18 protein-coding genes and 1 pseudogene are annotated in these 21,045 nt (G+C 63.1%); 11 read left to right on the forward strand and 8 right to left on the reverse strand.

Annotation, left to right across the window (positions count from 1 at the left end):
• Positions 1 to 9: 9 nt before the first annotated feature.
• On the reverse strand, positions 10 to 1,284 hold the full coding sequence (locus P3T23_RS07730; protein ID WP_429315590.1) for a sensor domain-containing phosphodiesterase: 1,275 nt from the start codon (positions 1,282 to 1,284) through the stop codon (positions 10 to 12).
• 273 nt (positions 1,285 to 1,557) lie between these two features.
• On the opposite strand from P3T23_RS07730, the gene P3T23_RS07735 reads away from it, so the two are divergent.
• Entirely contained in the window at positions 1,558 to 1,848 is a 291-nt protein-coding gene (locus tag P3T23_RS07735) for a putative quinol monooxygenase (RefSeq protein WP_429315591.1), read from the forward strand.
• A gap of 145 nt (positions 1,849 to 1,993) precedes the next feature.
• Here the strand turns inward: P3T23_RS07735 and P3T23_RS07740 are convergent, their stop codons facing one another.
• From P3T23_RS07740 to P3T23_RS07750, 3 genes are all read right to left on the reverse strand, one after another.
• Entirely contained in the window at positions 1,994 to 2,251 is a 258-nt protein-coding gene (locus P3T23_RS07740; protein ID WP_429315592.1) for a DNA-binding protein, read from the reverse strand.
• A gap of 177 nt (positions 2,252 to 2,428) precedes the next feature.
• Complete coding sequence (locus P3T23_RS07745) at positions 2,429 to 2,665, reverse strand: hypothetical protein (protein ID WP_429315593.1); 237 nt, start codon at positions 2,663 to 2,665, stop codon at positions 2,429 to 2,431.
• Between the two features lie 229 nt (positions 2,666 to 2,894).
• Positions 2,895 to 3,614, reverse strand: a complete 720-nt coding sequence (locus P3T23_RS07750; RefSeq protein ID WP_429315594.1) for a YdcF family protein — start codon at positions 3,612 to 3,614, stop codon at positions 2,895 to 2,897.
• 246 nt (positions 3,615 to 3,860) lie between these two features.
• On the opposite strand from P3T23_RS07750, the gene P3T23_RS07755 reads away from it, so the two are divergent.
• Positions 3,861 to 4,181, forward strand: a complete 321-nt coding sequence (locus P3T23_RS07755; RefSeq protein WP_429315595.1) for a hypothetical protein — start codon at positions 3,861 to 3,863, stop codon at positions 4,179 to 4,181.
• Between the two features lie 267 nt (positions 4,182 to 4,448).
• Here the strand turns inward: P3T23_RS07755 and P3T23_RS07760 are convergent, their stop codons facing one another.
• Positions 4,449 to 4,703 (reverse strand): hypothetical protein, encoded by a 255-nt coding sequence (locus P3T23_RS07760; protein WP_429315596.1) that lies wholly within the window; start codon positions 4,701 to 4,703, stop codon positions 4,449 to 4,451.
• A gap of 305 nt (positions 4,704 to 5,008) precedes the next feature.
• A pseudogene (locus P3T23_RS07765) lies at positions 5,009 to 5,404 on the reverse strand (transposase); the annotation flags it as partial.
• Positions 5,405 to 5,813: 409 nt separating this feature from the next.
• Between P3T23_RS07765 and P3T23_RS07770 the strand changes: the two are divergent.
• The 9 genes from P3T23_RS07770 (at position 5,814) to truB (ending at position 18,122) form a co-directional block, all read left to right on the forward strand.
• Complete coding sequence (locus tag P3T23_RS07770) at positions 5,814 to 6,716, forward strand: LysR substrate-binding domain-containing protein (RefSeq protein ID WP_429315597.1); 903 nt, start codon at positions 5,814 to 5,816, stop codon at positions 6,714 to 6,716.
• A 105-nt stretch (positions 6,717 to 6,821) separates the two neighbouring features.
• Positions 6,822 to 8,039 (forward strand): pyridoxal phosphate-dependent aminotransferase, encoded by a 1,218-nt coding sequence (locus P3T23_RS07775; protein ID WP_429315598.1) that lies wholly within the window; start codon positions 6,822 to 6,824, stop codon positions 8,037 to 8,039.
• A gap of 285 nt (positions 8,040 to 8,324) precedes the next feature.
• A complete protein-coding gene (gene scpB, locus P3T23_RS07780) occupies positions 8,325 to 9,422 on the forward strand; it encodes an SMC-Scp complex subunit ScpB (RefSeq protein ID WP_429315599.1) in 1,098 nt (365 codons plus the stop codon).
• A gap of 62 nt (positions 9,423 to 9,484) precedes the next feature.
• Complete coding sequence (gene rluB / locus P3T23_RS07785) at positions 9,485 to 11,311, forward strand: 23S rRNA pseudouridine(2605) synthase RluB (RefSeq protein WP_429315600.1); 1,827 nt, start codon at positions 9,485 to 9,487, stop codon at positions 11,309 to 11,311.
• Positions 11,312 to 11,705: 394 nt separating this feature from the next.
• On the forward strand, positions 11,706 to 12,164 hold the full coding sequence (gene rimP / locus P3T23_RS07790) for a ribosome maturation factor RimP (RefSeq protein ID WP_133663653.1): 459 nt from the start codon (positions 11,706 to 11,708) through the stop codon (positions 12,162 to 12,164).
• Positions 12,161 to 13,636 (forward strand): transcription termination factor NusA, encoded by a 1,476-nt coding sequence (gene nusA, locus P3T23_RS07795; protein ID WP_429315601.1) that lies wholly within the window; start codon positions 12,161 to 12,163, stop codon positions 13,634 to 13,636. Before rimP ends, nusA begins: the two co-directional genes overlap by 4 nt.
• A gap of 93 nt (positions 13,637 to 13,729) precedes the next feature.
• Entirely contained in the window at positions 13,730 to 16,633 is a 2,904-nt protein-coding gene (gene infB, locus P3T23_RS07800) for a translation initiation factor IF-2 (RefSeq protein ID WP_429315602.1), read from the forward strand.
• A gap of 152 nt (positions 16,634 to 16,785) precedes the next feature.
• Positions 16,786 to 17,151 carry a 30S ribosome-binding factor RbfA gene (rbfA, locus tag P3T23_RS07805; protein ID WP_429315603.1) on the forward strand — a complete coding sequence of 122 codons (366 nt, stop codon included), beginning with the start codon at positions 16,786 to 16,788 and terminating at the stop codon, positions 17,149 to 17,151.
• A 38-nt stretch (positions 17,152 to 17,189) separates the two neighbouring features.
• A complete protein-coding gene (truB, locus tag P3T23_RS07810) occupies positions 17,190 to 18,122 on the forward strand; it encodes a tRNA pseudouridine(55) synthase TruB (RefSeq protein ID WP_429315604.1) in 933 nt (310 codons plus the stop codon).
• An 89-nt stretch (positions 18,123 to 18,211) separates the two neighbouring features.
• Here truB and P3T23_RS07815 read toward each other — a convergent pair whose 3' ends face one another.
• Both P3T23_RS07815 and P3T23_RS07820 read right to left on the reverse strand, forming a co-directional pair.
• The gene (locus P3T23_RS07815; protein ID WP_429315605.1) at positions 18,212 to 19,771 is read right to left on the reverse strand and encodes a DHA2 family efflux MFS transporter permease subunit; all 1,560 of its coding nucleotides are present in this window, start codon (positions 19,769 to 19,771) and stop codon (positions 18,212 to 18,214) included.
• Between the two features lie 36 nt (positions 19,772 to 19,807).
• Complete coding sequence (locus P3T23_RS07820; RefSeq protein ID WP_429315606.1) at positions 19,808 to 21,043, reverse strand: EmrA/EmrK family multidrug efflux transporter periplasmic adaptor subunit; 1,236 nt, start codon at positions 21,041 to 21,043, stop codon at positions 19,808 to 19,810.
• Positions 21,044 to 21,045: the final 2 nt, after the last annotated feature.

Genomic DNA, 21,045 nt, shown 5'->3' on the forward strand with positions numbered 1-21,045 from the left:
GGGTTGCGTTCAGCGTGGTCCGGCTCTCGACCGGTCGGGTAGAAAGTCGGCACAGAACACTTCGAGGCCGTCCTTGCCGCTGATCGCGATGGCGGTCGTGTAACAGTCCTCGCCCTCGGTCAGCGAGTAGTGCGGCCCCATCATCGCGACCCGTCCGGGAGCCGCCAGTGCATGCCGGAAATAGGCGCGTCGCGACCAGTTGCAAAGCGTGTCGGGAAAGAGCGGGGCGAGCCGCGCTGGCGGCGGCACGACATCGTGCGAGGCGACGGACGGCCGCTGCTGGAGCCCGTTCGCATCGAGTACAAAGACGCGGCGCGCTTCGCTCACGCGGAACACATGTTCAGCCGCCTGCGCGAGATCGCCGGTCGCGGCAAACACCATGGCGCCCGCGCGGACGGCTTCCGCGAAGCTCTCGAAACCGAGCCGCTGATAACGCGCGTTCGCGACATCGTAGGCAGCGTACTTTTGCCACATCGATTCGATCAGGCGAGGCGCGGCGGCGCCCGCGGCCTGTACCGAAGTCTGCGGCTGTCCGAACCAGAAGCCCTGCACGAAGTCGACGTCCGCCTGCATCAGGATCATCAGTTCATCGTCGGTTTCGACGCCTTCCGCGAGCACGAGCGTTCCTGCCTGATGCAGCATGGCAATCAGATGGGTCATCAGCGTCTCGTCACCCTCTCGCTTGCCGGCGCGAGCGATCAGCGACCGGTCCAGCTTCACGATATCGGGCCGGAAACGCCAGACGCGGTCGAAGTTCGAGAAGCCGGTGCCGAAGTCGTCGATCGCAATCAGAAAGTCGCGCGGCCGCGTGGCCGCGAGCGTGCGCGCGACCGCGGCTTCGTCGCCGGCGGGCTGCTCCACCAGTTCGATCACGATGCGCTCGTGCGGCAGCCCGAAATGCGCGGACAGCTCGTCGATGAAAGCGCGATGCGGCCAGCGTGTCTCGAAGACCTGCGGCAGTGCATTGAGGAAGAGCCAGCAGGTATCGATCTTCTGTTCGACGAAATTCGCGACGTGCAGACACCGTGACAGACGGTCCAGGATGGGCGCATTGGCGTGCGCTTCGGCCTGCGCGAAGAGGGTGTCCGGTCTCACCGGGTTGCCCGCCGGATCGGTCGCGCGCAAGAGCGCCTCGTAGCCGACGATGCGCTGATGCGTGATCGACAGAACCGGCTGGAACACGCTATAGAGCGTGATCGAACGCCAGTTCGCCGACCAGCCGGCGCCATCCCGCACGATACGGGGGAGGAGGCGGGAGAGCGTCAGTTCGTCGACGGTGGACATCGTGGCTCGCTGTGTAGACAAGGCAGTGCTGCAAAGCGCTGCCAGCCGCGCGCGGATACCGCGTAGGGTCGGCGACGATCCGCATCGCCTGAGCGGTCAAACCTGTGTCCCCAACGCGCAAGTCAACGCCTGCTTCGCCAGACTTCGGCCATGGATTGGGTCATCAAACAGTCTATCAGGTCATTTCCCCCTACGAGTGTTCGGGGCATCACACTGCGCTCTGTGTGTTCGCGGCGTGCCGGGTATCCTGCTGCTTTTCCAAAGGAGATGGGCATGGCGGAAATTGCAGTGGTGGCAATCTCGGTGGCGAAGCCTGGTTATGAGGCGCAGTTGCGCACCGCGCTCGAAGCTATCGTGGCCCCGACGCGCAGCGAGGCGGGCGCCTTGCAATACGATCTGCATCAGGATCTGCATGAACCGCGTCGCTTCGTCTTCGTCGAACGATGGGAAAGCGAGGCGGCGCTGGCGGCACACGCGAAGTCAGCCCATATATTGGCCTACAGCCAGGCAGTGGCGGACTGGATCGAGCACTCGGAAATTCGCGTGCTGTCGAAGATCGCCTGAACGGCGGATGGCGGACAGATGAAGCGCGGGGCCCGTTCAGGCGTCACGGAACGGATATTGCTGGCCCCGCCACCCCCATCGCTCACGGGGTGAATGAAGGCGGACGCGTGCGTGCCTTCATCCGTCGCCGGGTGGAACGGCTGGCTTAGTGCGTGGCTTGCGGTACGTCGAGGATCAGGATAATGGTCCAGTCCGCGTCGCCCTCGTGGTGGTACTGGCGTTCGGCGACGATAAACGGTTGCTGCTTGCCTGCCGGGCCCAGAAACAGCACGTCGCCTTCCATGGGCAGGCATTCGACGGGCGGCAGTGCAAGGAATGCTTCCTGGGTGCCGCGCGGCATCAGTTTTTCGATCTTGCGGGATGCCGCTTCAGTCCATTCGATGTCCAGCTGGATGTTACTCATTCTGTCCTCCGCACCAGGGTGCGCACGGGTTGGGGATGGTTCGGTGCGCGACTTTAGCATACCGTCACCCGTCCTCCGGCAATAAAAAAGCCGAAGCCGGTTACGCCGGCTTCGGCTTTTCCACCTGCGCGGCGCATGCCGCGACGCCGGGCCTTGACCCGTGGTTCCTGCTATTCGTTATTCGCTGGCGGCCATCGGTTTGGCGGCCTTCTTGTGGTGCATCATCTTGTGTTGCGGCATGGCTGGCGCGCTTTCCATGGCTTGCTGCTTCGACTGCACGTCTTGTGCGTGTTGCTCGAATTCAGCTGCTTTGGCCGGATCGGTGCTCATCGTGATGCCTTTGTCCGTTTGCGCATAAGCCGCGCCCGTCATCGCGGAAAGGGCTACCAGGACTGCCAGGGACACTTTTTTCATCGCTACCTCCGTAGAGTGGTTTATGGACCCGAGTAATGCCTGTCCAATCGGAAAGACACTGCATTCTAGCCAGCAATATCCGCTCCAGTAGGCAGGTTGTAACAGAATTAACGGATCGTTACATCTGGTTACATATTCCGGATGTGGCCATCAGCCTTGCTGCGCAAGGCGGCGAGGCGACGCGCGTGGATTCAGGAAGGGGGCGCGTACTCCTTCGGTCCCGGTTCGCTCAAAACCAGCCGATTGCCCGATAGATGTGAAATTGTGCAATGCCGATCAACTCATGCAGGGCGATTTCTGCATTGACGAGATTGGCGTAGCGCGGCAACACGCCCGTCTGGGCGCGACGGGTATTCGACACGACAGGCTGCGGCGTGACGCCAAAGCGCCTGAAATCCAGCAATGCCCGTCGCATATGATGAGCTGACGTGACCAGTATCAACGAATCGTAATGTTCGCGGGCCAGAATAGGGGTGACGTACTTTGCATTTTCGTAAGTGGTACGGCTTGCGTGCTCAAGAATGATGTCAGGTCGCGCGACGCCCTTACGCAGCAGCCAGGGCAGATAGACGTCTGCTTCGGCGGCTTCGTGCCGTTGCGGGTTGCCGCCGCTCACGATCACCGTGCAGCGGGATGCGACACGCGTGCAGATCGTGTACAGGTCGGCGGTTTTTTCGATTCGGGCGAAGCCATCGTGTTTTGGAATCAGGCGGTCGTCATCGTCGTATTCGGTGCCGCTGCCGAGCAGGATGATCGCGGGGCGCCCTGAGAAAGTTGCGTGCGCAACCGGCTGCATGCCGGCCTGAGCCCAGGCGAGCAGCGGCGCTGTCAACCATCCCGCCGACAGCAACCAGAAGAGCGTCAGGCCAGCGATAACAATCGTCAGACGCAAACGCCGGACTAGCACGAAAGCGGCAAAAAAAAGCGCCAATAAAGTGAATAGAATCAATTTAAATGGGGTAACGTATGACTTTCGGGACAATCCTCGCGCCAGCCATCGCACCGGGACCGGTTGCATCGTCGGCACGTGGAGGGAACGCAAAAAGCGCGTTCTGACGGGGGTTCTGAATACTACAGGCAGCGCCCGGTGACAAACGGAACATCGGGCAGATCCGGTGCTTCGCCTCTTGTCGGTGGCGCGATGATGAGGTGTCGTGCAAGTTGTGTCATGGCTGCACTTTAAGAAAGATGTGAGATGACCACGTATTCCAATGAAGCGGTACTTGAAGCGCTGCGGCGGGCGCAATATCGCCAGGTGCCCTGGGCGCGACGTCCCGGTGTTTTCGAATATCTTCGCGCGCTGGGTCTCATGGAGACGGTCCGCCAGCGTACGGTGGCACCCGCGCCGGGCTTTCACGCTCCGGTGGACATTGCGGTGTTGACCGAGCGGGGCCGGGCAGAGTTTGCGCGGCTCGAACGCGACGAACGTTCGCTGAACTGGCAGGCCCACCGGATGAACGACTACGTCGCTCTGGTCCGCGAAGCGAGTGCGACCGCGCTCGAAGCGCGCCCCTGACACCGCCACGGACTATCTGTGAAGCCGGCGAATACGCCGGCGTCGGGGTCATTACGCGAAAAAAAGCCCGTATCGTGAGATACGGGCATACCGGAACTACTTTGCCACGCTGTGCTTATGGCTTGGGTGAGACCGCAACGGTCTCAAAGTGGTTCCCGGCATTGTTCGCCTCGTGTGTTTGACTGGGGGATTTTCCTCGCGCGTCTGAGCTGAGTCTGCCTCGATCCTCCGTCCAGTCACTCTGCTTCGATAACCCTGGCCGTAGATTCACCGACGCCGCTGCCCACCGTCGCGAGGCGGTTCGGGCCGTTCGCGGACATTGCTGGCGATGTCGCCGCGCAGGTCGCCGCGCGGCGCAGGCGGTGTGAATGCGTGACCGCGGGCATCATCCTGCTGCCAGGCTTCAATGCTGGCTGAATGTTCCGGACGCCAGTTCCAGCCCTGCGGGCGTTGCTGGGCCAGCGCCGGTGCAGCAAGCGATGAAACCACAATGCCGCACAGAAGCATGGACATTGGTTTCATGATGGGCTCCCGTCAAGCCGCCTGGATAGGGCTTGTTCGCATACTCGTACGGTATGCCTGGGAGCGAAAGCCTGCTGTAAATAATGGTAATGAGATGTTTCGTCAGGCGCTGAATACGTAGTCGGTCTCACCTTCAGCAAAGGTGGAGGCCCGGCAGTCTGCTGCGGTCTGATTGTCGGCGAGTTGCCCCGCCCGGGGAAAAACAGCGTCAGGGGCGCAAACCTGTCGTTCGCGCACGAAAGCAGATCAAGCGATGAATGCGCAACGGGCGCCCGAAAGCGCCCGATGGCATGGGGTCGGCCTCAGGCCATTTTCACCGGCGCGCGCCAGGATTCCGGATTGGTCCAGAATGCGCCACGCAGACGATCGCGGCTCGGCGGTGCAGGCGGCTTCGCTGCTGTCGCGCCGATCCGGCCGCGCAGCGAAATTTCCCGGCCGCTCGTGCCGAGGCGCTTGACTATTTCGGCGAGCGTACCATCGGCCTGCCACTCGTCGAAGCGGCGGCGGCACGTCGGCGGCGACGGATAGCGGCCCGGCAGCTTGGACCAGCCTTCGCCTGTCGACAGCACCCACAGGACGGCGTTGACAACCGCGCGCGCTTCCACGCGAGGCCGACCGCGTCGCTCGCTCCGTGCTGGCTCCGCACAGAACAACGCCTCGACCAGCGCCCACTCGTTGTCTTTCAAATCGTCGAACAGCATCATGTTTTCACCTCAGCGAAGCTAACTCCGGTGCGCTGCCCCGCGCCGCGCACTCTTGATGCACTCGATCTCGAGTGCCAGGCGGGGTCGGGCAAGCCACGGCGATTGGAATGAACTATCGGCAACCCGCGCCGACCCAGTGCATACCCTTATGCAGGAAGCGTGCCATTTCTCCTGCAACCCCCTTGAAACCCCGTGGCAACAGGCCAGCGCGGGCGCTAGCCAGGGGCGTATGAGAATCCAAAAAATCCATTTCGCAAATCGGGACAATCACCAATCTTGTGCAATCAGGCCCGCCCAGCGTGCGTCTGCGCTTTATTGCTGCATTGCAGCGAATAGTCGTCGATGGGCTTCCATCGAAAGAAACAATAGAATGCGCATCAAAGCCTGGTATTTATGAGGTCGATGGATGAATGTGACGCTGCGTCAATTACGGGTCTTTATCGAGGTCGCGCGACTGCAAAGTTTCAGCCGCGCGGGGGATGAAATCGGGTTGACCCAATCCGCCGTGAGCCGCTGCGTGCGGGAGCTTGAAGCGGAAATCGGGCTGAAGCTGATCGACCGTACGACACGCGAAGTGCAACTGACCGATGTCGGCGGCAACCTGATCGCAAGTGTGTCGAGGCTCCTGACCGATCTCGACGACGCCTTGCGCGAAATCCGCGAAATGGGCGAGCAGCGGCGCGGACGGGTCGTGGTGGCGGCAAGCCCGACGGTCGCCTGCCGGCTGATGCCGCAGGTGATAGCGGGATGCGGTCAGCAGTTTCCGTTCATCACGCTGGGCTTGCGCGACGACGTACAGAGCGACGTCGTGCGCAAGGTGAAGTCGGGCGAGGTCGATTTCGGTGTGATCATCGGGCCGTTTTCTGCGGATGATCTCGCGAGCGAATCGTTGATGAGCGATTCGTTCTGTCTCGTGTCGCGCAGTGACCATCCGCTGGCTGCGCAGCAGCAGGTTGCCTGGACGGATCTCGAGGGGCAGCGCCTCGTGATGCTCGACTATGCATCCGGCAGCCGGCCGATCATCGATGCCGTGATGGCCCAGCATGACGTCAAGGCCACCGTGGTGCAGGAACTCGGGCATTCGGCGACCGTGTTCGGGCTGGTGGAGGCGGGTATCGGCGTCAGCGTGTTGCCGTGGCTCGCGTTGCCAGTGCCGGCGGATTCGTCGCTGGTCGCGCGGCCGCTCGTGCCTCGCGCGGAACGCACGGTGGAACTGGTTCGGCGGCGCGACCGCTCGCTCTCTCCCGCGGCAGAGGCGGTTTGGGGGTTGATCCGGCAGTTGCCTGCACGGGCCGAAGACTTGCGCTGAGAACGGCGCGGCCGGGGACGGATGCCGGCTTGCCGTCGCGGGCGTCCGGCGAACCGTTAAACTGACGCTTTCCGATCAATCAACCCAACCGACCTGAATGCCTCGATGACCACAGCGGATCTGCCCCAGCTTTCTTCCCCCAATGCCCGGGACGCCGTGCGCGCGTTGCGGCCTTCCCAGATTCGCGAGGTAGCAAACGCCGGCTTCGGTGTCGACAATGTGCTGCCGTTCTGGTTTGGCGAATCCGACCGCGTCACGCCGCAGTTCATCCGCGACGCGGCAAGCGAAGCGCTTGCCGCCGGTGCGACTTTCTACACGCACAATCTGGGAATCGCCCCGCTGCGTGCAGCGCTCGCCGACTACGTGAGCGCGCGGCACGGAGCCACCGACGTCGGGCACGTCGCGGTCACGAGCGCCGGCGTGAACGCGCTAATGCTGGCAGCCCAGCTCGTCGTCGGGGCGGGTGACCGGGTGGTTGCGGTGACGCCGCTGTGGCCGAATCTCGTCGAAATTCCGAAGATCCTTGGTGCCCAAGTGCATACCGTCGCGCTCAGTTATGGTGCGGCGGGCTGGACGCTCGATCTGGAAGCGCTGATCGCGGCGCTCACGCCGGATACCCGGCTGCTGATGCTCAACTCGCCCAATAATCCGACCGGCTGGGTGATGACCCGCGAAGAGCAGCGCGCGGTACTCGAACATTGTCGTCGCAACGGCATCTGGATCGTCGCCGACGAAGTCTATGAGCGTCTCTACTACGGCGATCAGGCCGGCCCGGACGAGCGTGCCGGCAGCGCGCCGTCGTTTCTCGATCTGGCTGCGCGCGATGAACGCGTGATTTGTGTCAATTCATTCTCGAAAGCCTGGTTGATGACGGGTTGGCGGCTAGGCTGGATCGTCGCTCCCGCCGCGCTGATGGACGATCTCGCGAAACTCGTCGAGTACAACACGTCGTGCGCGCCGTCGTTCGTGCAGCAGGCCGGCGTCGCGGCCGTACAGCACGGCGAGCGTTTTACACAGGATCTGGTCGCCGGGCTGCGCGCCTCCCGCGACCATCTGGTGCGGGCGCTGTCCGCCTTGCCGGGCGTCGACGTCAAGGCGCCTTCGGGCGCGATGTACCTGTTTTTCTCGTTGCCGGGGGCGGGGCAAAGCCTCGAGCTGTGCAAATCGCTGGTGCGCGAGGTCGGGCTGGGGCTCGCGCCCGGAAGTGCATTCGGCCCGGAAGGCGAGGGTTTCGTGCGCTGGTGCTACGCGTGCGATACGGCGCGACTCGATGCCGGTGTGGAGCGCCTGCAGCGTTTTTTGCGCGAACACGGTGCACGCTGAGCGGCCCCGGGTGAAGACGGGACGGACCTGAGCGCGGGATTACGTCCTGTATTTCGTCTTTACGCACCGGATATTTTTGCGTAAGATGGCGCTCAGTCACGCGATTCCTTACGGGAATTTCGCTGATCCGTCCGGCTGGGCTTGGCTCGATTAGCCTGTTTCGCCTCCCCCCGGTGCGTGCTCCCATCAATATGACCGATCAGAATCGGGCGAGCGCGTCTTCAGTTCCATATCGTCTGTCTGATCCGGTTCTTTGACCCTAACTCATAAGGTCGACCTGGCTGCATGAATACCCAAGAGGCGAAAATCGTCCTCGAGACTGCCTTGATCTGCGCGCAGGAGCCGTTAAAGCTCGGCGAGTTGCGCAAGCTCTTTGCCGACGGCGTGTCGGCAGACACGGTTCGCACGTTGCTCGAAGACCTGAAGCAGGACTGGTCAGGTCGCGGGGTGGAACTGGTGGGGTTGGCGTCCGGCTGGCGCTTCCAGAGCAAGCCGGCGATGCGCTCGTATCTCGATCGTCTGCATCCCGAGAAGCCGCCGAAATATTCGCGCGCCGTGCTCGAGACGCTCGCGATCATTGCGTACCGGCAACCCGTCACGCGCGGCGACATTGAGGAGATCCGCGGCGTGACGGTCAACACGCAGGTGGTGAAGCAACTCGAGGATCGTGGGTGGATCGAGGTCATTGGTCATCGTGATGTACCAGGGCGTCCGGCGCTGTATGCGACGACGCGTTCGTTTCTCGATGACCTCGGGCTGAAGGCGCTTGATGAACTTCCGCCCCTCGACGACCCGTCGGCGCAGCTGAATGTGAATCTGCTTGGTCAGCATGCGATCGAATTCGCTGACGGTGAAATGCCAGGCGGCGAACCCGTGGCCGAAGTTGCCCCAGACGTCGTTGCGGACGCGATGCACGAAAATAGCGAGTTGCCGGAGCCCGTTGCTGGTTATGTCGACGCGGAAACCGCGGCGGCGCCAGAAGGTGCGATGGGCGTCGAGTTTGACGCCGAACGGGCGCACGAGGCGGCGGGCGAAGACGAACCCGCCCGGCCTGCGCATGCGATGGAAGCCGTCGCTCGCGAAGAACACGGCGCTGCGGCTGCAGAGGTATCGTCGCAGACCACTGAATCAGATTTTGAGTTGCACACCGGGGATGCCATAGGCGTTGCCGGGCAGGCAGTAAATCAGGATCGGGTCTCCCAGGCCGATCCGGCAGCACCCGCGCACGACTCGGGCGATCTTCGCGTTGCAGACAACGCAGAGCCCGCCGCTGAGCCGAACCCGACACGTGCGGCACACGACGACGATCAGGATGATCGCCGCGAAGCCGTGCGGGACGCAGGCCTCCTGACCGACGACGAAACCGAGTCGCGCAGCGCCTGACGTAACCGAACTATTTGCCGCGCCCGCAACGGGCGCGCGCGACCTGACATTTTGAGGTTGTTTTGACACATACCCACGACACCGATTCGTCCGAATCCGAGCACGCCGTGAAATCCGCACGCTCCGACGAAACGCGCGAGGCGCAGACGCCGACCGGCGAGAGTGAGCGCAGTGGCGAGAGCGCGGGCGCCGACGGCGAAGACCGTCCGCGTCGCGGCCTGCGTCGCGGCCCACGTAGCCTGATCGCGCGCCGTCGCGCGGGGGCGAAGGCGAAGGGCGCCGAAGGTGCGTCTACGCAGGACGCCGTTGCTCCGGTGGTGGCGGAATCGCCGCCGGACGGCGAAGTCGTGGCGCAACCGCGGATGCCGCGTAAGGATGGCGGCAACGGCCAGGGGCCGCGAAGGAACAGCGGTGGTGGCAAGCGGCCGGGCGCCGTGCGCGAAGGTGCGCCGCGCGAGGGTGGTCAGCGGCAAGGCGGTCAGCGCCAGAACCGCCGCGGCGACGTGCCGCCGGTGGTGGCTGCAAGCGAGGCTTCGCAGGACGATCTGTTTTCATACGTGACTTCGCCGGCTTTCGACGCCGACAACAGCGCCACCGGTGGCGTGCGTGCGCCAATGCTGCGTCGTGGGCGTCCGCAGGCGCCCAAGCGGGTGCTGTCGCCGGACGACGACGCGCCGAAGCTGCACAAGGTGCTCGCTGAAGCCGGAATGGGCTCGCGCCGCGAGATGGAAGAGCTGATCGTCGCCGGGCGGGTGTCCGTCAACGGCGAGCCGGCGCACATTGGCCAGCGCATCATGCCGACCGACCAGGTTCGGATCAACGGCAAGCCGGTCAAACGCAAGCTCCAGAACAAGCCGCCGCGCGTGCTGCTTTATCACAAACCCACCGGCGAGATCGTCAGTCATGCGGATCCGGAAGGTCGTCCATCCGTATTCGACAAGCTGCCGCCGATGAAAACCGCCAAATGGCTCGCTGTGGGGCGCCTCGACTTCAATACCGAAGGTCTGCTAATGCTGACTACTTCGGGTGACCTGGCTAACCGCTTCATGCATCCGCGCTATAGCGTCGAGCGCGAGTATGCGGTGCGCGTCGTCGGCGAACTGGCTGAGGGCATGCGTCAAAAGCTGCTGCACGGCGTCGAACTGGAAGATGGTCCGGCGAATTTCCTGCGGATTCGCGATGGCGGCGGCGAAGGCACGAATCACTGGTATCACGTGGCATTGGCCGAAGGCCGCAACCGCGAGGTGCGCCGCATGTTCGAAGCCGTGGGCCTGATGGTGAGCCGGCTGATCCGCACCCGCCACGGTCCGATTTCGCTGCCGAAGGGTCTGAAGCGCGGCCGCTGGGAAGAGTTGGAAGAAAACCAGGTGCGCGCGCTGATGGCGTCGGTTGGTCTTAAGGCGCCGAGCGAAGAGAAGGGCGGCCGCAATGCGGCGCCGGAACGCCGGCAGCCGGATCCGATGCAGACGTCGATGGGTTTTATTAGTCGTGAACCCGTGCTGATGTCACACGGCCGTTTGGCGGACCAGCAGCCGCGCGGCCAGGGTCGCCGTGGTACGGCCGGCGGCTTCGGCGGCGGTGCGTCATCGGGCCTCGGCGGCGGCTATGGCGGTGGCCGTGGTGCCGGCATGGGGCGTAGCGGCGGTCCTGGAGCGGGTCCGCGTGGCGGACGCGAAGTCGATGGCAACCGTGCACCCTCGGGCAATGGTGGCAATCGTGCTGCCGGCGGCAATCCGAACCGCGCGGGCGGCAGCGGCGGCGGCAACCGCACGCCGGGCGGCAATCGCGGCGGCAACGGTGGCGCTCGTGCAGGCGGCAATCCCAATGCGGCGGGCAATCGTGGTGGTCCGCGCAGCGGCAGCCCGCGTAGCCGTCCGCGTAGCCGTTAAAGCGGTGTTTGAGGTCAATGCGGCGACAGCACCCTGGCGGTGCCGCCGCAGCTTGGGCGATGGCTTGCTCCGGCTTCTCTGTCACACTTTCGTGAGCACGCAGCAGCGCGGAAGTTTCCTGTGAAATCAGGCTGAAGTGCGCGCTGCGCAAGCATTGGCGGTTTGCGTTTGTACCGAAAAATGCTACAATCGCAAAGTCGCTGGGCGTGCGGCTTTTCAAGTGCGGCTCAGGTGCGACCACCGGCAATAAGATGATGGGCGTTTAGCCCATTTTTTTTTGGCCGAAGCGGTTCAGCATCTCGGGTAGCACGAACGTGCGCCGGCCTGGCGCGCGGCCCGCAGGTGTTCGTTGGCAACCCGGCAGGCTCGCTGCGCGAACATCTTAGAGGGCACTGTGCAACTGACGGAACTGATTGAAACCACGGTCGTGGGCCTCGGCTACGAGCTCGTCGATCTCGAGCGCACCGGGCGCGGCATGCTGTGTGTGTATATCGACCAGCCGGCCGGCATCGCGATCGAAGACTGCGAAAAGGTCACGCGTCAGCTCCAGCACGTTCTGACGGTCGAAAACATCGACTACGAGCGGCTTGAAGTCTCGTCACCCGGTCTCGACCGTCCGCTGAAAAAACTGGCGGACTTCGAACGCTTCGCGGGCAGCGAAGTGGTTATCACCTTGAAAAAGCCATTGGACGGACGGAAATCGTACCGGGGCATCCTGCATGCCCCCGAAGGCGAAACGATCGGTCTGGAATTCGAAGGGAAGGAAGGCGCCGCGATGCTCGATTTCACTGTAGCGGACATCGATAAGGCACGCCTAGTCCCCAAAGTTGACTTTAGGAGCCGCAAACAATGAGTCGCGAAGTGTTGATGCTGGTGGATGCGCTGGCACGCGAGAAGAACGTCGACAAGGACGTGGTTTTTGCCGCCCTTGAGGCGGCGCTCGCTTCGGCCTCCAAGAAACTCTTCGAAGAAGATGCGGACATCCGCGTCCATATCGACCGTGAAAGCGGTGAGCACGAAACCTTTCGCCGCTGGCGAGTGGTGCCGGACGAAGCCGGTTTGCAGGAGCCGGATCAGGAAATCCTGCTGTTTGAAGCACGCGAGCAGAAGGCCGACGCGCAGATCGACGATTTCCTTGAAGAGCCGGTGCCGTCGATCGAATTCGGCCGTATCGGCGCGCAGGCCGCCAAGCAGGTGATCCTGCAGAAGGTGCGCGACGCCGAGCGCGAGCAGATCCTGAACGACTTCCTGGAACGCGGCGAAAGCATCATGACTGGCTCGGTCAAGCGCCTCGACAAGGGTAACTTCATCGTCGAATCGGGCCGTGTCGAAGCGCTGCTGCGCCGCGACCAGCTGATTCCGAAGGAAAACCTGCGCGTGGGCGACCGTGTGCGCGCCTATATCGCGAAGGTCGATCGCACGGCTCGCGGCCCGCAGATCGAGCTGTCCCGCACGGCGCCCGAATTTCTGATGAAGCTCTTCGAAATGGAAGTGCCGGAAATCGAGCAGGGCCTGCTGGAGATCAAGGCGGCTGCGCGCGATCCCGGCGTGCGGGCGAAAATCGGCGTCGTTGCGTACGACAAGCGCATCGATCCGATCGGCACCTGCGTCGGTATCCGCGGCTCGCGCGTGCAGGCTGTCCGTAACGAGCTCGGTGGCGAAAACGTCGACATCGTGCTATGGTCGGAAGATCCCGCCCAGTTTGTGATCGGCGCGCTCGCGCCGGCAGCCGTCCAGTCGATCGTCGTCGATGAAGAGAAGCATTCGATGGACGTCGTCGTCGACGAAAACGAACTGGCGGTCGCAATCGGCCGCAGTGGCCAGAACGTGCGTCTTGCCAGCGAACTCACCGGCTGGCAGATCAACATCATGACGCCGGACGAATCTGCGCAAAAGCAGAATCAGGAACGCAGCGTACTGCGCGACCTGTTCATGGCGCGTCTCGATGTCGACGAAGAAGTCGCTGACATCCTGATCGACGAAGGTTTCACGAGCCTCGAAGAGATCGCTTATGTACCGCTCAACGAGATGCTCGAGATCGAGGCGTTCGACGAAGACACCGTCCACGAGTTGCGCAACCGCGCCCGCGATGCACTGCTGACGCAGGCGATTGCAAACGAGGAAAAGGTCGAGAATGTAGCGCTCGACCTGAAGAGTCTCGACGGAATGGATGCGGACCTGCTCGCGAAGCTGGCCGAACATCAGATCCAGACGCGCGATGAACTCGCCGAGCTGGCAGTGGATGAGCTGGTCGAAATGACCGGAATGGAAGAGGATGCCGCCAAGGCGTTGATTATGAAAGCACGTGAACACTGGTTCCAGTGAGAAATGACCATGGCGCACTGAATTGAAAGCGGCCCTCAGGCCGCATGACAGATGCTAACCGCAAGGAATCGGTCCTTGCATTAAGAGGAATGAATGGCGAGTAACAACGTAGCCCAATTTGCCGCGGAACTGAAAATGCCTGCCGGCGTGCTGCTCGAACAGCTGCAGGCGGCGGGCGTCACAAAAGCGAGCGAAGACGATACCTTGTCCGAAACGGACAAGGCGCGTCTGCTTGACCACTTGCGCAAGTCGCACGGTTCGACGGATGCCGACAAGCGCAAGATCACGCTGACGAAGCGGCACACGTCGGAGATCAAGCAGTCCGACGCGACGGGCAAGGCTCGCACCATTCAGGTCGAAGTGCGCAAGAAGCGCACCTTCGTTCGCCGTGACGAAGCGGCCGAGCAAGGCGGTGAGGCATCGAACAATGTGGCCGACGAGACGGATGATCTCGAACTCCAGCGTCGCGAGGAAGAAGCTCGCCACGAAGCCGAGCTGCTCGAAAAGCAGGCTCAGGAGTTGAAGGCACGTCAGGAACAGCTCGAGCGCGAAGAGGCAGAGCGCCAGGCACACGAACAGGCGGCCGAGGCGGAGCGTCGTCGCGCGGAAGAAGAGACGGCGAAAAAGCGTGCCGCGGTACTCGCCGAAGCGGCTGCGCGAGCTGAAGCGGAACAGGCCGTGCAGGCTGAGCGCTCAGCCGAGCAGGACGACGAACGCGCTGCGGCGGAACGCGCGGCGCAACGCGAAGCCGCGAAGAAGGCTGAAGACGCCGCTCGCCAGGCAGCCGAAAAGACGCGTGCCGAGCAGGAAGAAGTCAGCAAGCGTCGGGCAGCGGCAGAAGCCGAAGCGCGCGCGATCCGCGAGATGATGAACACGCCGCGCAAGGCGCAGGTGAAGGCGCCGGAACCGGCACCGAAACCCGTTGCAGAGCCGGCCAAAGCCGCGGAAGCCAAGGGCACGCTGCACAAGCCGGCGCGCCCGGCAGGCGAAACGACGGCCCGTCCGGCCGCGAAGAAGCCTGCTGTTGCGGCACCGGCTGCGACAGCGGCGCCTTCCTCTGCCGGCGACAAGAAGAAGCCGGGTGGCGGCAAGGGCGGCTGGCAGGACGATGCAGCGAAGCGCCGCGGCATCAAGACGCGCGGTGATTCGAGCGGCGGCGTCGATCGCGGCTGGCGCGGTGGCCCGAAGGGTCGCGGCAAGCACCAGGATCAGAGCACCACGTTCCAGGCTCCGACCGAGCCGATCGTGCGCGAAGTGCATGTGCCGGAAACGATTACCGTTGCGGATCTCGCGCATAAGATGTCAGTGAAGGCTTCGGAAGTCATCAAGGTGATGATGAAGCTCGGCCAGATGGTCACGATCAACCAGATGCTGGACCAGGAAACGGCGATGATCATCGTCGAGGAACTGGGTCATCACGCGGTTGCCGCGAAGCTGGACGATCCGGAAGCGATGCTGGTCGAAGGCGAGATCTCCGACGCAGAAGCGCTGCCGCGTCCGCCGGTCGTCACCGTGATGGGTCACGTCGACCACGGCAAGACCTCGCTGCTGGACTACGTCCGTCGCGCGAAGGTGGCGGCGGGTGAAGCGGGCGGAATTACGCAGCACATCGGTGCGTATCACGTTGAAACGCCACGCGGCGTCATCACGTTCCTCGACACGCCGGGTCACGAGGCCTTTACGGCTATGCGTGCCCGCGGTGCGAAGGCAACGGACATCGTGATTCTGGTGGTCGCCGCCGACGACGGTGTGATGCCGCAGACGAAGGAAGCGATTGCCCACGCTAAGGCAGGCGGCGTGCCGCTCGTTGTCGCGATTAACAAGATCGACAAGCCAGATGCGAATCCAGAACGCGTGAAGCAGGAACTCGTCGCCGAAGGCGTCGTGCCGGAAGAATACGGTGGCGATTCGCCGTTCGTGTCCGTGTCGGCGAAAACCGGCGCGGGTATCGACGATCTGCTCGAAAACGTGTTGCTTCAGGCCGAAGTGCTGGAACTGAAGGCACCGGTCGAAGCTCCGGCCAAGGGGCTCGTGATCGAAGCGAAGCTCGACAAGGGTAAGGGTCCGGTCGCAACGATCCTTGTCCAGTCGGGTACGCTCAATCGCGGCGACGTCGTTCTCGCAGGCAGCGCCTACGGCCGCGTGCGGGCTATGCTCGACGAAACGGGCAAGCCGACCAAGTCGGCGGGGCCGTCGATCCCGGTCGAAATCCAGGGTCTTTCGGAAGTCCCGGCGGCTGGCGAAGAAGTCATCGTCATGCCGGACGAGCGCAAGGCGCGTGAAGTCGCGTTGTTCCGCCAAGGCAAGTTCCGCGACGTCAAGCTGGCGAAGCAGCAGGCAGCGAAGCTCGAAACCATGCTCGAACAGATGGGCGAAGGCGAAGTGCAGTACCTGCCGCTTATCGTCAAGGCCGACGTGCAGGGTTCGCAGGAAGCGCTGGTGCAGTCGCTCCTCAAGCTGTCGACCGACGAAGTCCGCGTGCAGATCGTGCACAGCGCAGTAGGTGGCATCAGCGAATCCGACGTCAATCTGGCGACGGCTTCGAAGGCGGTCATCATTGGCTTCAACACGCGTGCGGATGCGCAGGCGCGCAAGCTCGCGGAATCCAATGGCATCGATATCCGCTACTACAACATCATCTATGACGCGGTGGATGAAGTGAAGGCCGCGATGTCGGGCATGCTGGCGCCGGAGAAGCGCGAAGTCGTGACCGGTATGGTCGAAGTTCGCCAGGTCTTCAAGGTGCCGAAGATTGGCGCAGTGGCCGGCTGTATGGTCACGGACGGCGTGGTCAAGCGGACGTCGTCGGTGCGCGTGCTTCGCAACAACGTCGTGATCCACACCGGCGAACTCGACTCGCTGAAGCGCTTCAAGGACGACGTCAAGGAAGTGCGTCAGGGCTTCGAGTGCGGTATGTCGATCAAGAACTTCAACGACATCGTCGAAGGCGACCAGTTCGAAGTGTTCGAAGTGACGGAAGTCGCGCGTACGCTGTAATTCTGGCGCAACGCTCAAAGGGCGGAGCGGGCGCTTGCCCGACTCCGCCCTTTGCTTTTTGTGTCGGCGCGTGGCGTCGGCGTTCGTCTCGCTGCGGCACAAGTCCGCCGCACGAACGCGAACCCGCCGACAAAACGAATCACGGATTCACTATGCCGAAAAAACGCACCTCTCCCAATCGCAACGTGCAGATTGCCGATCAGATCCAGCGCGATCTGTCTGAACTGCTGCGCGAAGTCAAAGACCCGCGCATCGGGCTCGTCACGATCCAGAGTGTCGAACTGACGCCGGACTACGCCCACGCGAAAGTCTTCTTCACGACACTGACGGGCGACCCACATCAGACGAAAGACGCGCTCAATCACGCCGCCGGCCATCTGCATAATCAGCTCTTCAAGCGTTTGCATATCCATACGGTGCCGACGCTGCATTTCCACTACGACAAGACGATCGAGCAGGCTGTCGAGATGTCGCGTCTGATCGATGAAGCGAACGCCACGCGCGCGAAAGAAGACTGACTTCGCGCCTTTGACCACACTGCGTTTGCCTCATTGATATGACTGCACCTCAACGCCCACGTATACCGCGTCGCGCGCTGGATGGCGTGTTGCTGCTCGACAAGCCAGTCGGCCTGTCGAGCAACGACGCGCTGATTCGCGCCAAGCGTCTCTATCTGGCGAAGAAGGCGGGCCACACGGGCACGCTCGATCCGCTTGCGTCAGGTCTCTTGCCGCTGTGCTTCGGCGAGGCTACGAAGTTTTCCCAGGACCTGCTCGAAGCCGACAAGACCTACGAGGCGACGATGCGCCTCGGTGTCCGTACCACGACGGGCGACGCCGAAGGCGAAGCCGTGCAAACGCGCGATGTGGCATGCGATCAGTCCGCTGTCGAACAGGCGCTGAGCCGGTTCCGCGGCGAAATCGTTCAGGTTCCGCCGATGTATTCCGCACTCAAACGCGACGGCAGGCCGCTGTACGAGTATGCGCGGGCGGGTCAGGTGGTCGAGCGGGAAGGACGGAACGTCACGATTCACGCGCTCGATCTGCTTGCCTGTGCTTTGCCGGATGTCACGTTTCGCGTGACCTGCAGCAAGGGCACGTATGTACGTACGCTGGCGGAGGACATCGGCGAAGCGCTGGGTTGTGGCGCGCATCTGGTGGCGTTGCGGCGCACCGGTGTAGGCGCGCTGACGCTCGAACACGCAGTGACGCTCGATGCGCTGTCGGACGCGGGCGAGAGCGAGCGAGACGCGTGGCTGCAGCCGGTCGATGCGCTGCTGTCGACGTTTCCGTCCGTGCAGCTCGACGCAGAATCCACGCGGCGCTTTCTGCACGGCCAGCGTTTGCGTCTCGCTGATCTTTCCATCGGCGATGCGGTGACTCAGGCGGCGCGTGTTCGCGTCTACGGTCAAGGCCGGCTGCTTGGTGTCGCGAAAGCGGCGGAAGGTGTGTTGGCGCCGGACAGGCTCGTCGTTACCGCTTCGAGCTGAAATACCCGAGTGATAAAAAAGGCGGACCCGCATGATTGCGGCTCCGCCTTTTTGATTTCCCGACTCGGCAACTGCGCCGAACAACGAACCTAGTGTGCTGCCGAAGCCGCCGCGCTTGCGTCGCCTGCGCCGGCTCGCTCTGGCCTCGTGACCCAGATCAACCCGATCAGCGCAACGAAAATGCCGGCCGATATGAAGAACAGATCGTTGACGCCCAGTTGCGCAGCCTGCTGCGACACCATGTTGTTGAAGAGCCCGAGCGCCTGCGGCTGACTGTAGCCCGCCGCACCCATCTGCTGCATCGAATGATCGAACACAGGGTTATAGGCGTTCGCCTGCTCCGTCAGTTGCGCGTGATGCATGATCGTGCGGTGATCCCAGGCCGTCTGGAAGATCGATGTTCCGATACCGCCGCACATGATCCGCACGAAATTCGATAGCCCCGACGCCGCCGGAATCCGGTTGCCCGGCAGCCCCGACAGCGTGATCGACACGAGCGGGATAAAGAAACCTGCCATGCCGATGCCCTGGATCAAGGTCGGCATCAGCAAGGAGAACGTGTCGACGCCCGTCGTGTAGCGCGAGCGCATCCAGAAACACAGTGCAAAGACGAGAAACGATGCCGTCGCGATATAACGTGGATCGGTGCGGGGCAGATACTTGCCGGTCAACGGCGACAGCAGGACCGCGAACAGACCGACGGGCGCCATGACAAGGCCGGCGTCGGTAGCGGTGTACCCGATGTCGGTCTGCAGCCAAAGCGGCAGCAGCACGAGATTGCCGAAATAGAGCCCGTAGCCGATCGACAGCGCGACCGTCCCGCCCGTGAAATTACGCCGCGCGAACAGCGACAGGTCGACGACAGGATGCTCGGCCGTCAATTCCCACACGATGAAGAAGGCGAGGGCGATCACCGCGACGAGCGCCAGTACGACAACCGTCGTCGATGAGAACCAGTCGAGGTCCTTGCCTTTATCGAGCATGATCTGGAGCGAACCGACCCAGATAATCAGCAGCGCGAGACCGATCCCGTCGATGGGCGCTTTTTTGACGACCGAATCGCGGTTGCGGAAGATCGCCCACGTCGCGGCGGCGGCCACGATGCCGACCGGAATGTTGACGTAGAAGATCCACGGCCACGAAATATTGTCCGAGATCCAGCCGCCGAGAATCGGCCCGGCAACCGGCGCGATCAGGGTCGTCATGGCCCACATCGATAACGCCATCGGCGCTTTCGCACGCGGGTAGCTGGCGAGCAGCAGCGTCTGCGACAGCGGAATCATCGGGCCGGCCACCGCGCCCTGCAGCACGCGTGACGCGAGCAGGAACGGCAGCGTCGGCGCGAGACCGCACATCCACGACGAGATGACGAAGAGAACGATCGACGCCATGAAGAGCCGCACCTGGCCGATGCGGTCCGTCAGCCAGCCGGTCAGCGGCACGGAGATCGCGTTCGCGACCGCGAACGACGTGATTACCCACGTGCCCTGGTCGGACGACACCCCGAGATCGCCGGATATGGACGGGATCGATACGTTCGCAATCGACGTATCGAGCACATTCATGAAAACCGCCAGCGAGACTGCGATCGTCCCGATGACCAGTTGCGCACCCTCGAGCGGCGGGTGCGGCGCTGGAGCCTGAGCCATGGAAGCCTTGTTATTGTGCAATGCCGGCGGTGCCGCTTACATCAGCTTCGCCGCGCCTTTCGCGCTGCGATCCGCTGCCTTTTGCGCGCCGCTATACTGGCCGCCGTTGGGGCCGGCGTTGGCTGCAATGATGCGGGCGATTTCGGCGTCGGCTTCGTCGCCGTACCTGTCGAACACGTTGGTCTCATAGACCGTGTTCGGCGCATTGCCGAGTTCGCCGCCGCTCTCGTCCTTGATGTTCACGTCAGCCTGCATCGACAGGCCGATACGCAGCGGATGCTTTTCGAGTTCCTTCGGATCGAGGCCGATACGCACCGGCAGACGCTGGACGACCTTGATCCAGTTGCCCGTCGCGTTTTGCGCAGGCAAGAGCGAGAACGCCGAGCCCGTGCCGGCCGAGAAGCCGATCACCTTGCCGTTGTACTTGACGCTCGAGCCGTACACGTCTGCCGTCAACTGGACCGGCTGACCGATACGCATATGCTTCAACTGGACTTCCTTGAAGTTCGCGTCGACCCATACGGCCTCCAGCGGCACGATCGCCATCAGCGGCGTACCCGGCGAGACTCGCTGGCCAACCTGCACCGAACGCTTCGCCACGTAGCCCGTAACCGGCGCCGGCAGCGTGTTACGCGCGTTGGCGAGGTAGGCGTCGCGCACCTTCGCGGCAGCTGCCTGCACGTTCGGGTGGTTGGCGATAGTCGTGTTCGCGGTCAACGCACGGTTCGCGGCGAGCTGCTGCTGGGCGGCGTCGACAGCGGCCTGCGCGCTCTTGACGGCGTCGCGGGCATGCGAGATTTCTTCCTGCGACACGGCGCCGGTCTGCGCGACCGTCATACGGCGCTTCAGGTCGTCCTGTGCGCGTGAGAGATCCGACTGACGCTGCGCAACCTGCGCGAGGTACTGGCTGTCGTCGGCGAAGAGGCCACGCACCTGGCGCACCACCTGCGCGAGGTTGGCTTCCGCCGATTCGAGGGCGACGCGCGAATCGGCCGGATCGAGCACGACGAGCGGATCGCCGGCCTTTACGATCTGCGTGTCGTCGGCTTTGACGGCGATCACCGTGCCGGTGACCTGCGGCGTGATCTGCACGACATTGCCGCTTACGTATGCGTCGTCGGTTTCTTCATGGAAGCGTGCGACGAGGAAGTAGTACAGGCCGTACGCGATCGCCGCAATCAGGATCACGATGACGAGCAGCGTCATCATGCGTTTGCGCTTGCCGGTGTTTGCCGTTTGCGTGCTCGCAGCGGGCTGTTGGGGGGTGCTCATTG

Source organism: Paraburkholderia sp. GAS448, from assembly GCF_050435685.1.
Lineage (GTDB): Bacteria > Pseudomonadota > Gammaproteobacteria > Burkholderiales > Burkholderiaceae > Paraburkholderia.

Excerpts from the sequence above, each read along its gene's own strand:
- P3T23_RS07730 (WP_429315590.1), bottom strand. The coding sequence starts at position 1,284 with ATGTCCACCGTCGACGAACTGACGCTCTCCCGCCTCCTCCCCCGTATC.
- P3T23_RS07735 (WP_429315591.1), top strand. The coding sequence starts at position 1,558 with ATGGCGGAAATTGCAGTGGTGGCAATCTCGGTGGCGAAGCCTGGTTAT.
- P3T23_RS07740 (WP_429315592.1), bottom strand. The coding sequence starts at position 2,251 with ATGAGTAACATCCAGCTGGACATCGAATGGACTGAAGCGGCATCCCGC.
- P3T23_RS07745 (WP_429315593.1), bottom strand. The coding sequence starts at position 2,665 with ATGAAAAAAGTGTCCCTGGCAGTCCTGGTAGCCCTTTCCGCGATGACG.
- P3T23_RS07755 (WP_429315595.1), top strand. The coding sequence starts at position 3,861 with ATGACCACGTATTCCAATGAAGCGGTACTTGAAGCGCTGCGGCGGGCG.
- P3T23_RS07760 (WP_429315596.1), bottom strand. The coding sequence starts at position 4,703 with ATGAAACCAATGTCCATGCTTCTGTGCGGCATTGTGGTTTCATCGCTT.
- P3T23_RS07770 (WP_429315597.1), top strand. The coding sequence starts at position 5,814 with ATGAATGTGACGCTGCGTCAATTACGGGTCTTTATCGAGGTCGCGCGA.
- P3T23_RS07775 (WP_429315598.1), top strand. The coding sequence starts at position 6,822 with ATGACCACAGCGGATCTGCCCCAGCTTTCTTCCCCCAATGCCCGGGAC.
- scpB (WP_429315599.1), top strand. The coding sequence starts at position 8,325 with ATGAATACCCAAGAGGCGAAAATCGTCCTCGAGACTGCCTTGATCTGC.
- nusA (WP_429315601.1), top strand. The coding sequence starts at position 12,161 with ATGAGTCGCGAAGTGTTGATGCTGGTGGATGCGCTGGCACGCGAGAAG.
- infB (WP_429315602.1), top strand. The coding sequence starts at position 13,730 with ATGGCGAGTAACAACGTAGCCCAATTTGCCGCGGAACTGAAAATGCCT.
- rbfA (WP_429315603.1), top strand. The coding sequence starts at position 16,786 with ATGCCGAAAAAACGCACCTCTCCCAATCGCAACGTGCAGATTGCCGAT.
- truB (WP_429315604.1), top strand. The coding sequence starts at position 17,190 with ATGACTGCACCTCAACGCCCACGTATACCGCGTCGCGCGCTGGATGGC.
- P3T23_RS07815 (WP_429315605.1), bottom strand. The coding sequence starts at position 19,771 with ATGGCTCAGGCTCCAGCGCCGCACCCGCCGCTCGAGGGTGCGCAACTG.
- P3T23_RS07820 (WP_429315606.1), bottom strand. The coding sequence starts at position 21,043 with ATGAGCACCCCCCAACAGCCCGCTGCGAGCACGCAAACGGCAAACACC.